Consider the following 13785-nt stretch of genomic DNA (forward strand, 5'->3'; position numbering starts at 1 on the left):
ACCGATGACGGCCAAGGCCCTTGTCGAAGCCATAGCCGGGTTGGTGATCTTTCTGACACTGGCCGGGCTTGGCCTGTTCAAGGTGCCAAGCGACGAACCGACGGTCGAGGCGGGTCTTCGGGCGCAGGCAGAGGCGCTGATGGCCGAGGTGCCGAACCCGCCCGTGATGACGGTCAAGGGGCGGGTGATCACGGTCGAGGGGCTGGTGCAAAGCCATGCCGACCGGCGACACATCGAATCCGCCCTGAACGGGATCACCGGGGTTGAAGAGGTGCGCGCCTCTTTGACCGTGATGCCGGAGGTGGAGAGTTTCACCTTTTCCCTGAGCAAGGACGAAAGCGGTGTCAGCCTGTCCGGTCATTTGACCCGCGCGGCCATCCGGGAAACGCTGGGGCGGGTGACAGGGGCAGAGACAGAGGCGCTGCAACTGTCCCGTGGAGCGCCCATGGAGGGCTGGGATGAGGCGCTGATCGTGCTGGCCGAGGCGGTGCAGGCTCTGCCATCCGCCGAGATCAGTGTGACCGGCCTTGAGGGCAGCGTGACGGGCACCGCGCTATGGCCCGCCGATGCGGCGCGGGTGGCGGAGCGGCTTGGCGCGTTGCCCGAGGCCATGCAGATCACGCTGGATCTGAACGTGATCGACGATGGCGCGCCTTTCCTGCTGGTGGTTGAACGCGATTTGCGGCGGGGGGATACGATCCGGGGCAAGCTGCCGCCGGATCTGAAGCCCGAGGCTTTGACGGCGCTGTTGTCCGATCCGCAGGCTGACAGCCTTGTGTCGGGCCCTGTAGATCCCGGCTATGCGGGCCTGTCAGAGGCAATGACGAAGGCCGTTCAGGTGCTGGCCAGTGCCGAAGAGGGCGTTGTCACTGTCACGCCGGGGTCCGTGGTTCTGAACGGGCTGCGCGGCGGGGCGGCGCTGGATACGACCACGGAGGATTTGCGTGCGTCGTTGTCCGGTGATTTCCGGGTCGATGTCTCGCGTCTGCCGCAGGTGGTGCGGGATCCCTTCTGGGTGAGGCTGGACCGGACAGACGAAGGGGTTGTGGCCAGCGGGCTGGTGCCCCGAGACGTTGATCCCGCCGAACTGGGCCGGGCGCTGGATGCGGACGTGTCCCGCCTGATGCAGTCGGATTATCCCGACACGCAGGGCTGGGCGGAGACCCTGACCGCGGTGCAGGCGGTATTTGTGGACCTGGCCGAGGGGGCCGTCCTGCTGGAAGAAAAAGCCGTGTCGATCGAGGGATATGTCCCTGACAGAGACAGTGCGGACCGGGTCGACACGGGGCTGGATGCCTTGTCCGGGGAACTGCGGGTCACCCGCGAGCTGATCGTGATCGACGAGGCCGCCCCGTTCCTGTTGGTGGCCGAACGTCACCCGCGCCGGGGCGATTCGATCCGTGGAAAGCTGCCGCCAGACAGTTCTGCACGCGTTCTGACGGTTCTGTTGGGCGGCGTTCAGAGCAGCGAAGTGACTTACGGGGCCGACGATCCGGCCTGGCCGGGGCTGGCCAAGGCGATGGAGGACGCAATGAAGGTGCTGGCAACCGCCGAGCAGGGGGTTGTCACGGTTTCGCCGGGGATGGTGGTCCTGACCGGAATGCGGGGCGATGAGGCGATGGATGCCGCGCTGGACAACCTGCGCGCCGCCTTGCCGGAAAGCTATCACGTGGAGTTTTCGCGCCTTCCGCAAGAGGTGCCGCCGCCCTTCTGGTTGCGGCTGGAACGGTTGGGAGAGGCGGTTTGGGCCAGCGGCTTTGTCCCGCGCGACGTTGTGCCCGCTGAACTGGGCAGGGCGCAGGGCGCGGATGTGTCCCGCTTGATGCAATCGGATCACCCGGACGCACAGGACTGGTCTGACAGCCTGACGGCGGTGCAGGAGGTTTTCGCGCAGTTGGTGCAGGGCTCGATCCTGCTGGCGGAGGATTCTGTGACGGTCACCGGGGTCCTGCCTGATTCCGACAGCGCCGCTCGGGTCGAACAACAGTTGGCGGCGCTACCGCAGGGCGGGGATCTGCGGCTGTTTATCGACGTGGCCGATGACGGTGTCGCGCTGGATGGGCGGCTGATCTATGCGCCGGAAGCCGGTCTGCAGATCGCGGGCGGGATGCCGGCGGACATGACCGGGCAAGAGGCGGCCGAGCTGCTGTCCCTGCCTGCGCCCGAAGATGCGCCGAAGCAGGAAAAGGACATGGGGTTGCCCCGGCTGCGCCCGATGCTGGAGGCGGTGGCACCGTGGCTGGGGGAGGCGGAAAGCCTTGAGTTGCAACTGGCGCCTGAAACCTTGGCGCTGCGCGCGGTTCTGTCGCCCGGTGTTGATCTGCCGCAGGTCGAGGCCGCCATGCGCGCGGTGCTTGCGCCAGGCGATAGGCTGGACCTGTCCCTGCTGACGGTCTTTCCGGCCGAAGGCACCCGGCGGCAGAATGTTGCACTGAACGCGGCGCAGGTTTTTCTGGCGGGATTCTGGTTGCCGGTGCTGGATTTCGACCCCTCGGTCGCAACCTGCACCCGTCAGGGCGAATTGGCGCAACAGGCAGATCCGGTGCGGTTCCTGTCCGGAGAGATGCGGCTGGATGCCCGGTCAATCCGGGGCGTGAATGCCCTGTCTGCCGTGGCGCGGGTCTGCGTGTTGCAGGGCGGTTTGCGGATGCAGGTCGAGGGTCACAGCGACAATGTCGGCGCCGTGGCGGCCAACCGGGCGCTTAGTCAACAGCGGGCCAAGGTGGTGGCCGATGAAATCGCCAAGCGCGGCGTACCGGCGGAGGAGATGACGGTTGTGGGCTTTGGCCCGGATCGTCCCGTCGCGGACAATGCCACCGCCGAAGGGCGGGCGCTGAATCGGCGGATCACTCTGTCGTGGAGCGCGGCGGAGGCCGGGGACGAATAAGGGCGTCGCCCCTGACTGCCGGTGGTCAGGTCTTACCCGACGCTGACAACCAATCCGCCGCGTGCCGTCCGGCCCACAGCCCTGTCGCCAGACAGCCGGTCAAAAGGTAACCGCCGGTCGGCGCCTCCCAGTCCAGCATTTCACCGGCACAGAACACGCCGGGTCGATCCTTCAACATCAGCCCGCTGTCCAGTGCGGAAAAGGGAACACCGCCTGCGGTCGAGATCGCCTCATCCATTGGTCGCAGGCCCGCATCGCGCACCTTCAGCGCCTTGATCTGTTGGGCCAGTTCATGGGCTTCCTCCGGCAGCGGTTGGCCGAATTCCATCAGCAGGGCCTGCGCGGCGGGGGCAAGACCCAGTGCCTTGCGCAGCGCATTGGCGCGGCTTTGCTTGCCTCTCGGCTTGGCCAGTTTTGCGGCAAGGGCGGCGTGGTCCAGATCCGGTTTCAAGTCGATGACCAGCGGGTGACCGTCGCGCAGGGCAGGCGTCAGCGGGTATAGCCCGCCGCCCTCCAGCCCGCGTTTCGAGATAACCGCCTCGCCCCGGCTTTCCAGCGTGCCACAGCGAAAGGCGAGCCCCTTCAGCGGCGCGCCGAAATGCCGTTCCATATGCGGCGACCAGTTCACGGCAAGCCCGGCATTGGACGGCGCAAAGGGCGTCACGGGCAGTCCCTCTTTGGCGAAGAATTCCGCCCAGACCCCGTCAGAGCCCAGCCGCGCCCAACTGGCCCCGCCAAGCGCCAGAACCGTCACCTGCGGGCGTTCCAGATGCACGCCATCCGGCGTCTGGAACCGGAGTGCCCCGTCTTCGCTCCAGCCTTGCCAGCGCCAGCGGGTCCGCCGGTCCAGCCCCATGTCGTCCAGCCGTGTCAGCCATGCCCTCAGCAACGGCGAGGCTTTCATCGCGTTCGGGAACAGCCGCCCGGTCGATCCGGTAAACGTCGCTTGGCCCAGACCCTCGGCCCATCGCCGGACCTGTTCCGGGCCGAACTCCTGCAGCATGGGGGCAAGGTCCGGGGAGGCATTGCCATAGGCGCTGAGAAAGGCCTCTGGAGGTTCCATCTTGGTCAGGTTCAGACCCGATTTCCCGGCCATCAGCAGCTTGCGCGCCAGTGATGGTTTTGCCTCGGCCAGCGCCACGCGATGCCCCGCCGACAGCAGCGCATCCGCCGCCATCAGCCCGGCCGGGCCGCCCCCGATGACAAGCGCATCTGCGGTCACGCCTCGGGCGCGTCCTCGGGTCGCTGCAATTGGACGACGCGATGCGGGTAGGGAATTTCGATGTCGTTTTCTTTCAGTGCGTTCCAGATCAGGAAGAGCACGTCAGAGGTATATTTCTTGGACCCGTCGTCGATCCCGTTGACCCAGAATTCAACGGCGAAATCCACGCCGGAGTCGCCAAAGCCGCGCAGTTCGCAGTCGGGCGGATAGGGGTCGTCCAGCACCTCCGGGTGTCTGGCGACGGCGGCCTCGACGATGCCGGGCACGCGGTTGATGTCGGTCTTGTAGCTGACCGAGAAATCCGCCTCGTAGCGGTTGGCGCTGCCCTGATCGGAATAGTTGATGACGCGGGTGGTGATGAAATCCTCGTTCGGGACAACGATCCAGCGTCCGTCATAGGTTTCGAGGATCATCGCCCGCGCGGTCGTTTGGACGATCGTACCGGCCTCGCCGTTGTCCAGTTCGACGTAATCGCCGACCGTTGCCTGCCCTTCGAGCAGCAGGATGATCCCCGAGATGTAGTTGGAGGCGATCTTTTGCAGGCCGAAACCAAGGCCGACACCGATGGCACCGCCCAGTACCGCCAGCGAGGTCAGCGGGACGCCGACGATGTTCATCAGCAGCAGGAAGGCGAGGCCGAAGATGGCGAATTCCGCCGCCTTGGCCGCCAGTTGCCGGGTGGCGGGGCGGATTTCATCCTGTTTCTTGATGTAGTTGCCGGTCTGGTCGTTCGACCAGCGGCCCAGCCAGAACAGGATCGACCCGGCGATCAGCCCGCGGATCACGGCCATGGCAGTGAATTCGATATTGCCGAGGCTGACGGTCAGCTCGTTCAGCCGTTCGGTCGCGAGTTCCAGCAGGCCCAGTGTATAGAGCGCCATGACCGGCAGGAGGATCAGGCGGCCCAGTACCTTGAGGAAACCGTCAGAGATGATTTCCTTCACCAGGACGCGGGCGGCGAGCAGCAGGAAGAACCGTTTACCGAAGGCGATCACCGCGCCAGAGCCGAACAGCGCGCGTGTCAGCCCCTCTCCCAGACCGGTGAAGGCCCAGGCCAGCACCGGCAACATGAGCGGCACGAAGACCAGCAGGAAACGGCGCACCGTGGCAAGGATCGAGCTGCGGCCCTCCTCCGGTGTCAGGATCCGTTCCAGCCAGGGGCGCAGCTTGCGTGTCAGCAGCAAAGCCAGAACGAAGGCCGCGACCAGCAGCCCGAACTGCGACCATGCGGCGGGGGACATCAGCCATGTGCGGGCGATCTCCCAGCCTTGCAGCGCATAGCCCGCGGCCTGCTGGACGATTTCTGGCTGATCTGTAAGGTCGAAATTCATCGGGCTTGATCCTCTGGGCCGTCGCCCCACCGTCTTGCCCAATGCGGGCCGCCGGGACAAGGGTAGGGTGATGGAAGAGGCGAAGGAACCGATCTGTCCGTTGTGTCTGCGCCCGATTCCGCCCGAAGCGAAGCAGAGCCTGCATCACCTGATTCCGAAACTGAAAGGCGGCAAGGGCGGGCCGACCGTGCTGTTGCACCAGATCTGTCACAGCGAGATCCACGCGCGCTTTACCGAGGCGCAACTGGCGCGTGACCTGAACACGGTGGACAAGCTGCGCGCCGCGCCGGAACTGTCGGGGTTCCTGAAATGGATCGCCAAGCGGCCACCGGCGTTTCACAGCCGCAGTGCTGGCGGGCGGCGCAAGCGATGAGCCCTCGGCTTGCCGATGGTGCGCGTGCCGCCTAGGGTCGCGCTGCCAGCAAGGAGGCCTCCCATGCACCGTTTCCCCATCCGCGTCTATTACGAAGACACCGACATGGCCGGGATCGTCTATCACGCCAACTACCTGAAATTCATCGAGCGCGCCCGCAGCGACTGGGTCAAGGAACAGGGGCTGGACCAGAACGCCATGCGCGAAGAGCAGGGCATCGTCTTTGTCGTGCGGCGGATCGAGGCGGATTACCTGATGGCGGCGAAATACGATGACGCGCTGGAGGTGCGGACCACGGTCAAGAGCATGACCGGCGTGCGGCTGATCATGGGGCAGGAGGTGCTGCGGGGCGAAGAGGTGATCTTTCGCGCCGAGGTGACGGCGGTCTGCGTGACGCGGGACGGGCATCCGGCCCGTTTGCCTGCGGGGCTGCGGCAGCAGGTGCATTGATCAGGGGTCTTTGTGCCTTGAAGGCGTAGGCCGCTACCAGTCTTCGCCAAACGGGCGCAGATCCATCTCGAATGTCCAGGCAGAGCGGTCCTGCCGCGCGAGGAGCAGGGCGGTTTCGGCGATCTTTTCCGGCTGGAGGAAAAAGTCGTCCGGTTTGCCCTTGGCGAAATGCGCGCGGGTGGCGGCGGTGTCGATGACCCCGTCGATCACCATGTAGGCGACGTGGACGCCTTTTGGGCCCAGTTGTTTGGCCAGCGATTGCGACAGGATCCGCTGGGCGGCCTTGGCCGGGGCAAAGGCGGTGGTCCAGTTGCGCCCCCTCAGCGCGGCGGTCGCGCCGGTGACGATGATGGTGCCGGTCCCGCGCTCTGCCATCGCGCGCCCGGTGTGACGGGCCACGGCATAAAGACCAAGGGCCGAAACCCGCCAACTGTCCTCGAATTGCTCTTCGGTCAGGTCATCCAGCGCACCGAACATGGCCAGATCGGCGTTGTATATCAGAACATCCGTCGGACCATGGTCACGCGTGACCGTGTCCAGAGCGGCAGACAGCGCGGCGGGATCCCCGGCATCGCAGGGCAGGGCGAGGGTCTGCGCGCCGCCCTGCGCCGGGCCATCGTATCGTCGCCCGGACCGGCTGAGCAGGGCAAGATCATAGCCAGCGGTCATGAAGGTTTCGGCATAGGCCGCGCCCAGTCCGGGGCCATAACCGATGATCGTGCAGAGGGGGCGGGGCATGTTCGGGCCTTTCCGGTGCGCATCGTCATCCGCAAGGATACCACGTTGCGCCACGGGCCCGAAACACGCCGCTGCGAGGCCCACTGTGGCAGGCTTTCGCCCATCGGAGCTGTCGTTGGCGGCCAAGCGCCAATCTGTTGGTGTTTCCCCTGCAAATCAGCTACACACGACGCTAATTAAGGTCCCGGCCACAGGGGCCGGCAGAAAATGAGCAGGTCTATGGAAGCAGGAACGCTTGCACTCGCGTCGGAGATCGACTTCTCCTTCTGGAGTCTCTTCATGCGCGCCACCTTGACGGTGAAACTCGTCATGCTGATGCTGATCGTAGCGTCGGTATGGGCGTGGGCGATCATCATCGAAAAATTTGTCAGCTATCGCAAGGCGCGGCGCGAGGCGACGCGCTTTGACCGGGCCTTCTGGTCCGGGGAGCCGCTGGATGAATTGTTCGAACAATTGGGGCCAGAGCCGGGCGGCCGGTCGGAACGGGTGTTCGCCGCCGGGATGATGGAATGGCGCCGTTCGCACCGCGAAGACGGCGGGCTGATCGCCAACGCGCAAAGCCGGATCGACCGCAGCATGGATGTCGCCATCCAGAAAGAAGCCGACCAGTTGCAGCGCGGCTTGCCGGTGCTGGCGACCGTGGGGTCGACCGCGCCGTTTATCGGGCTGTTCGGCACGGTGTTCGGGATCATGAACGCCTTTATCGAGATCGCGGCGCAGCAGAACACGTCGCTGGTCGTCGTGGCGCCGGGCATCGCCGAGGCGTTGCTGGCCACGGGTCTGGGCCTGCTGGCGGCTATTCCGGCGGTGATCTTCTACAACAAGTTTTCCGCCGATTCGGACCGGATCGTGGGCAATTACGAAGCCTTTGCCGACGAGTTCGCCACCATCCTCTCGCGCCAGCTGGATTCCTGAGCGATGGGGGCGGGTGTCGTCAAATCGGGGGGCGGCAAGCGGCGGCGCGGTTCGCGCCGGAACCGCGCGCAGCCCATGGCCGAAATCAACGTGACGCCCTTTGTGGACGTCATGCTGGTGCTGTTGATCATCTTCATGGTGGCCGCGCCCCTGTTGACGGTGGGCGTGCCGGTTGAATTGCCCAAGACCGCGGCACAGGCCCTGCCCAGCGACCCGCAAGAGCCGCTGACAGTGACGCTCTCGGCGGATGGCACGGTGCTGATCCAGTCGACTGAAGTGCCCCGGGACGAGTTGGTCGGGCGGCTGCGGGCGATTGCTGCCGAACGGTCGGATGACCGGGTCTATCTGCGCGCGGACGGCAGCGTACCCTATGAGCAGGTCGCGCAGGTCATGGGCGCGCTGAACGCCGGTGGCTTTTCCTCGATCGGTCTGGTGACAGACGTGGGCGGGCCGGTCCTTGACGGCCCGGACGGCGGCTGAGGCGCAGATGAAGCGCTATCTTTACATATCAGGCGGGGCGCATGCCCTGTTCTTTGTGTGGCTGCTGATCGGCAATCTGTTCGACGCCGCGCCGCCGGAAATGCAGGTGGCGGACGTCACCGTGCTGAGCGAAGAGGATTTCGCGCGGCTGACCTCTCCGGTCGAGCCGACACCGGAGCCTGAACCGGTGACCCCTGCCGCACAGCCGGAGCCGGAGGTTGTGACACCGCCTGCGCCGGAGCCCGCTCCGGAACCTGCGCCCGCTCCGGAGCCGCAGCCAGAGCCGGCCCCTGCGCCAGAACCAGTGCCAGAACCGGTGCCAGCCCCGCAGCCGGACCCCGCGCCGCAGCCGGTGCCAGAACCTGATCCAGTTCCGGTTCCCGCGCCGTTGCCGGAGCCCGATCCCGTGCCCGCGCCGCCCGCGCCGACACCGGCCCCGCCGCCTGTCGCGCTGGCGCCGACCTCTTCGGTGCGGCCCAAGCCGCGCCCGGCGGACCGGGTGGCCGATACGCCGCTGGACCCGCCCGACCCGGCCGCCACGCCCGCGCCGGACCGGCAAGAGGCGGCGGACCCCGATGCGCTGAGCCCCGACGTGACCGAAGAACGGCAAGAGGCCACCGCGCCGCCCGAGACCACGACCGAGATCGTGACCGAGGCCGAAACGCCGCGGTCTGCACCGACGCAGTCGCTGCGCCCGCAGGCGCGTCCGCAACGCGCCGCGCAGGCCGCCCCGCAGCCCGCTCCGCAACCGGCGCCAGAGCCGTCTGCCCCCGCGACGCCGGACCCGCTGTCCGCCGCGCAGGCCGATATCAACGCGGCCCTGGCCGAGGCGCTGGCCGCGGGCGGTCCTGCGCCTGATGCGCCCTCCGGTCCGCCGATGACCCGGGGCGAACGGGATGCGCTGCGTCTGGCCGTTCAGGCGTGCTGGGTGGTCGACGTCGGCTCTGAGGCGTCGAACATCACGGTGACGCTGGGCATGGAGATGGACCGCGATGGCCGTGTGGTGCCGAACAGCATCAACATGGTCGGTGCGTCCCAAGGCAGCAGCGCGGCAATCGACATCGCCTTTCAGGCGGCACGCCGCGCGGTCCTGCGCTGTCAGGGCAACGACGGCTATGACCTGCCAGCGGAGAAATTCGACCAGTGGCGGGACATCGAGATGACCTTCAACCCCGAAGAGATGAGGCTCAGATGAGCGGTTCTCTGCGCAAATTCCCCCCTGTCAGGCCCGCATTCCCGGTTTTGCGGCGGGTCGAATAGCGATAGGTTAACAAAAGGCGGGCCAAAGACCCGCCGCATCCGGTCCGAGCAGTCCCCCCGAAGGAGGGTTTCCGAGATGATGTCACGTCTTGCCGCTTTGGTTCTGTCCTGCGCCGCGGCTTTGCTGCCAGTCAGCGCCATCGCCCAATCCGGCCCCCTGCGGATCGAGATCACCGAAGGCGTGGTCGAACCCTTGCCCTATGCGGTTCCCGATTTCGTGGCCGAAACGCCTCAGGCGGAACAGTTCGCGGCAGAGATCAGCCGCGTGATCGCCGACGACCTGACCGGCACCGGCCTGTTCCGCGAGGTTCCGCGCGACGCTCATATCAGCCGGGTGTCCAGCTTTGGCGCGCCGGTGCAATTCGCCGACTGGAAGGCGATCAACGCGCAGGCCCTGATCACCGGAGCGGTTTCAGCCGATGCCGCCGGTCGGGTTGTGGTCAAGTTCCGGGTCTGGGACGTGTTTGCCGGACAGGAACTGGGGCAGGGGATGCAGTTCGCCTCGGACGCCAGCGGCGTACGGCGGCTGGCGCACAAGGTGGCCGATCAGGTCTATTCGCGGCTGACCGGCGAAACCCCCTATTTCGACAGCCGGGTTGTGTTTGTCTCTGAAACCGGGCCGAAGGACGCCCGCCAGAAACGGCTGGCGATCATGGATTATGACGGGGCGAACGTGCAGTACGTGACCGGCGACGACTCGATCGTGCTGGCGCCGCGCTTTTCGCCCAATGGCGACCGGGTGCTGTACACCAGCTATGAAACCGGGTTTCCGCGCATCCACGTTCTGACCGTCGGCACCGTGTCCAGCAACATCCTGCAGGCCGGCGAGGGCGTCATGAGCTTTGCACCGCGGTTTTCGCCGGACGGGCGGATGGTGGTTTATTCGCTGACCCAAGGGTCGAATACCGATATCTACGCGATGGATCTTGCCAGCGGGGCCACACGGCGGCTGACCTCTTCGCCCTCGATCGAAACGGCGCCCAGCTTTTCGCCGGACGGGACGAAGATCGTGTTTGAAAGCGACAAGTCCGGCACCCAGCAGCTGTACATCATGCCCGCCTCGGGTGGTGAAGGACAGCGGATCAGCTTTGGCGACGGGCGTTACGGAACGCCGGTCTGGTCGCCGCGCGGGGACCGCATCGCCTTTACCAAGCAGAACGCAGGCCGGTTCCACATCGGCGTGATGCGCACCGACGGCAGCGAAGAACGTCTGCTGACCGCCTCCTTCTTGGACGAGGGGCCGACATGGGCGCCCAACGGGCGCGTCATCATGTTCTCGCGTGAAACGCAGGGCGCACAAGGATCGACGGCGCTGTACACGGTGGATGTCTCTGGACGGAACCTGAAACGTGTGCGGACTCCCGCCGGTGCGTCTGATCCCAGCTGGGGACCCCTTCAATAAGGGTATTTATGGGTGTAACGCAGCCGCGAAACCGCATTAACCTTTCCCCAACCACGTCAACGTCGATTCCACTTGCATGCGGCCTGTGGTAAACAGGCTGAAAATGACAAGAGCAGGACCCGGACCCATGAGACATCTTACGAAGACCCTTCTTCTCGTCGCGGCGCTGGCCACCGCGGCCTGCACCAGCCCGAACCGTTTCGGCGGTGGCACCGACCCGGCGGCAAGCCGTGGCGTGGGCGGTCCCACGACCTTTGTGCCGGGCAGCATCGATGATCCGGCCTCGCCCGCCTATTTCGCGGCGCGCGTCGGCGATCGCGTGCTGTTTGCCGTCGACCAGTCGACGCTGAGCCCCGAGGCACAACTGGTGCTGGATGGTCAGGCACAGTGGCTGATGACCAATTCCGATTACCTTGCCATCATCGAAGGTCACGCCGATGAGCAGGGCACTCGGGAATACAACATTGCGCTGGGCGCCCGCCGCGCCAACGCCGTGATGGAATACCTTGTCTCCAAGGGCATCCCGCAAAGCCGGCTGAAGTTCATCAGCTACGGCAAGGAGCGCCCGCTGGAGGTCTGCTCGGAAGAGGCGTGTTACGCCAAGAACCGCCGCGCGGTCACGGTGATTTCCACGTCCAGCCTGACAAGTTAAGCCATGCTGAGGGGGCTGGTATTCAGTGCCTGCCTGCTGGCAGGCGGCATGGTCTCGGCGCAGCAGGACCAGACGCTTGCCGATATCAAGCAGAACCTTGCCGTTCTGACCGTCGAACTGCGCAAGCTGCGGTCCGAGTTGAACACCACGGGGGCGCCCAGCGTCGCCGTGGGCGGTTCGCAGCTTGACCGGATCAACGCCATCGAAAGCGAATTGCAGCGCATCACCTCGAAGGTGGAGCAGCTGGAATTCCGCATCGGCAAGGTTGTTCAGGATGGCTCCAACCGGATCGGGGACCTGAAATTCCGCATCTGCGAGCTGGAGCCCGGCTGCGACGTCGGCAAAGTCGGTCAGGCTGACCCCTTGGGGGGGGATGCGGTGCCGGTGCCAGAAGTCGCGGCACCCGCCCCGGCGCCTGCCACCGACGCCCTGCCGTTCCAAGGGCAGTTGGCGGTCAGCGAAGAGGCGGATTATCGCGCCGCTCTCGACGCCTTTGAACAGGGCGATTACGCGGGCTCTTCGCTGTTGTTCCAACAGTTCCGCGAGAGCTATCCGGGCAGTCCGCTGACCGCCGCCGCGCTTGTCGGTGAAGGGCAAGCCCTGTCGGCACAGGGCGACACGCGTGAAGCTGCGCGGCGTTTCCTTGATGCATATTCAAATTTCCCCGACGCGCAGGTCGCGCCGGAGGCACTGTTCCGGCTGGGCGATGCGCTGGGCGCGCTGGGCTCTGTCGATGAAGCCTGCATCACGCTGGGCGAAGTCTCGCGCCGCTATCCCGGCTCTGCCGCCATCGCGGATGCCGAGGCCAGCCGCGCGCAGCTGGGCTGCCAATAGGGCGCATGAGCCTCGATCAGCGGTTTGCCGAGTCTATGGGTCAGTTGCTTGGCCCGGATTTCCCAAGCGATATCGCACTGGCTGTCTCCGGAGGCGGAGACAGCATGGCGATGCTGTACCTTGCACACAACTGGACGCGGGTCTGGGGCGTGCGCCTGCATGTGGTCACGGTAGATCACGGCTTGCGGGCAGAGTCTGCGGCAGAAGCGGCGATGGTGGCCGGGGAGTGCCGCGCGTTGGGTTGGCCGCATGACGTCTTGCGCTGGTCCTGGGACGGTGCGGGCAATGTCATGGACGCGGCGCGGCGGGCGCGGCTGGACCTGATTGATCGCTGGCGGGGCGACATTCGCCATGTGTTGATGGCCCATACCCAGGACGACGTAGCCGAAACCTTTCTGATGCGGGTGCAGCGCGGTGCTGGCGTCGAGGGGTTGGCGGCCATGTCCGCCACGCGCCGGGTGCCGCAAGGGTTCGACGTGGTGCGGCCCTGTCTGGAGATGCGGCGCGCGGAATTACGGCATTATCTGAAGGTGCTGCATGGTCCGTGGGTTGAGGACCCTACCAACGAGGATCCGAAGTATGACCGCGCGCGGATCCGTCGCCTGATCGCAGAATCGGATCTGGACGTCAGCGCGCTTGCCGCGACGGCGCAATCCATGTCGCGGGCGCGTGTGGCGCTGAACGCCCGTGCGGTCGAGGTCTGGGACCGGATCGGGCGCGAAGACTTTGGCACGCTGGTCATTGACCGAGCGGGATTCGCGGGCGTCGAGGCTGAGACCCAGATGCGTCTGCTGGCGAAGGGGCTGCAATTTGTCGCCTCGGCCGAATACCGGCCCCGTGGACCGGCGATGGAGGCACTGCTGGACCGGGTGACCGCCGGTGGCAGCACCACGCTGCACGGATGTGAAATCCGCGTCGGACGGGACAGCCTGCGCATTTTCCGCGAATACAACGCCGTGGCGGGCACCGTCGCCCCCTGCGACGGGGGCGCGGTCTGGGACCGGCGCTGGCATGTTGTCGCACAGATGCCGGGCCATGAGGTTCGCGCCCTGGGGGACGAAGGGTGGCGGCAGGTGGCTGACAAACCAGCCGGGGCCCCACCTTTCGCCTTTGCCCGCAGTCTTCCCGCGGTCTGGAGAGGGGCGGAATTGGCCCATTGCGCCCCCCTGGGGGTGGGCGAAACTGTCCTTTCGGTCGAGGATGTAAGATTTCGCGACTACCTGCTGTCGCATTGAACACTT

Annotated in this window: 13 protein-coding genes; 10 read left to right on the top strand and 3 right to left on the bottom strand. The window is 66.0% G+C overall.

The genetic code is table 11. The features are described 5' to 3' along the window. The first annotated feature begins 4 nt into the window (after positions 1 to 4). Complete coding sequence (locus ACTXGA_RS10155; protein WP_443393262.1) at positions 5 to 2887, top strand: OmpA family protein; 2883 nt, start codon at positions 5 to 7, stop codon at positions 2885 to 2887. 25 nt (positions 2888 to 2912) lie between these two features. On the opposite strand, the gene ACTXGA_RS10160 is transcribed toward ACTXGA_RS10155, so the two are convergent. Continuing rightward, a complete protein-coding gene (locus ACTXGA_RS10160) occupies positions 2913 to 4109 on the bottom strand; it encodes a TIGR03862 family flavoprotein (protein ID WP_443393264.1) in 1197 nt (398 codons plus the stop codon). After that, positions 4106 to 5440 (bottom strand): mechanosensitive ion channel family protein, encoded by a 1335-nt coding sequence (locus ACTXGA_RS10165; protein WP_443393266.1) that lies wholly within the window; start codon positions 5438 to 5440, stop codon positions 4106 to 4108. Before ACTXGA_RS10165 ends, ACTXGA_RS10160 begins: the two co-directional genes overlap by 4 nt. A 70-nt stretch (positions 5441 to 5510) precedes the next feature. Here ACTXGA_RS10165 and ACTXGA_RS10170 point away from each other — a divergent pair, with 70 nt between their 5' ends. Then, positions 5511 to 5813: an HNH endonuclease gene (locus tag ACTXGA_RS10170; RefSeq protein ID WP_443393267.1), complete on the top strand. Its 303-nt coding sequence runs from the start codon at positions 5511 to 5513 to the stop codon at positions 5811 to 5813. Positions 5814 to 5876: 63 nt separating this feature from the next. Beyond that, positions 5877 to 6263: a tol-pal system-associated acyl-CoA thioesterase gene (gene ybgC / locus ACTXGA_RS10175; RefSeq protein WP_443393268.1), complete on the top strand. Its 387-nt coding sequence runs from the start codon at positions 5877 to 5879 to the stop codon at positions 6261 to 6263. Between the two features lie 33 nt (positions 6264 to 6296). Here ybgC and ACTXGA_RS10180 read toward each other — a convergent pair whose 3' ends face one another. Next, positions 6297 to 7001 (bottom strand): SDR family NAD(P)-dependent oxidoreductase, encoded by a 705-nt coding sequence (locus tag ACTXGA_RS10180; protein WP_443393270.1) that lies wholly within the window; start codon positions 6999 to 7001, stop codon positions 6297 to 6299. Positions 7002 to 7220: 219 nt separating this feature from the next. Between ACTXGA_RS10180 and tolQ the strand changes: the two genes are divergently transcribed. The 7 genes from tolQ (at position 7221) to tilS (ending at position 13779) form a co-directional block, all read left to right on the top strand. Continuing rightward, positions 7221 to 7916 (top strand): protein TolQ, encoded by a 696-nt coding sequence (tolQ, locus tag ACTXGA_RS10185; protein WP_443393272.1) that lies wholly within the window; start codon positions 7221 to 7223, stop codon positions 7914 to 7916. A 3-nt stretch (positions 7917 to 7919) separates the two neighbouring features. Beyond that, a complete protein-coding gene (gene tolR, locus ACTXGA_RS10190) occupies positions 7920 to 8396 on the top strand; it encodes a protein TolR (protein ID WP_443393274.1) in 477 nt (158 codons plus the stop codon). Positions 8397 to 8403: 7 nt separating this feature from the next. Beyond that, positions 8404 to 9591, top strand: a complete 1188-nt coding sequence (gene tolA / locus ACTXGA_RS10195; RefSeq protein WP_443393276.1) for a cell envelope integrity protein TolA — start codon at positions 8404 to 8406, stop codon at positions 9589 to 9591. Between the two features lie 144 nt (positions 9592 to 9735). Further along, complete coding sequence (gene tolB / locus ACTXGA_RS10200; protein WP_443393688.1) at positions 9736 to 11058, top strand: Tol-Pal system beta propeller repeat protein TolB; 1323 nt, start codon at positions 9736 to 9738, stop codon at positions 11056 to 11058. Positions 11059 to 11185: 127 nt separating this feature from the next. Beyond that, entirely contained in the window at positions 11186 to 11710 is a 525-nt protein-coding gene (pal, locus tag ACTXGA_RS10205) for a peptidoglycan-associated lipoprotein Pal (RefSeq protein ID WP_443393278.1), read from the top strand. A gap of 3 nt (positions 11711 to 11713) precedes the next feature. Beyond that, complete coding sequence (gene ybgF / locus ACTXGA_RS10210; RefSeq protein WP_443393280.1) at positions 11714 to 12544, top strand: tol-pal system protein YbgF; 831 nt, start codon at positions 11714 to 11716, stop codon at positions 12542 to 12544. Between the two features lie 5 nt (positions 12545 to 12549). Then, positions 12550 to 13779 carry a tRNA lysidine(34) synthetase TilS gene (gene tilS / locus ACTXGA_RS10215; RefSeq protein WP_443393282.1) on the top strand — a complete coding sequence of 410 codons (1230 nt, stop codon included), beginning with the start codon at positions 12550 to 12552 and terminating at the stop codon, positions 13777 to 13779. Positions 13780 to 13785: the final 6 nt, after the last annotated feature.

It is taken from the genome of Antarctobacter jejuensis, from assembly GCF_052266595.1.
In the GTDB taxonomy this organism is placed as follows: Bacteria; Pseudomonadota; Alphaproteobacteria; order Rhodobacterales; family Rhodobacteraceae; genus Antarctobacter; species Antarctobacter jejuensis.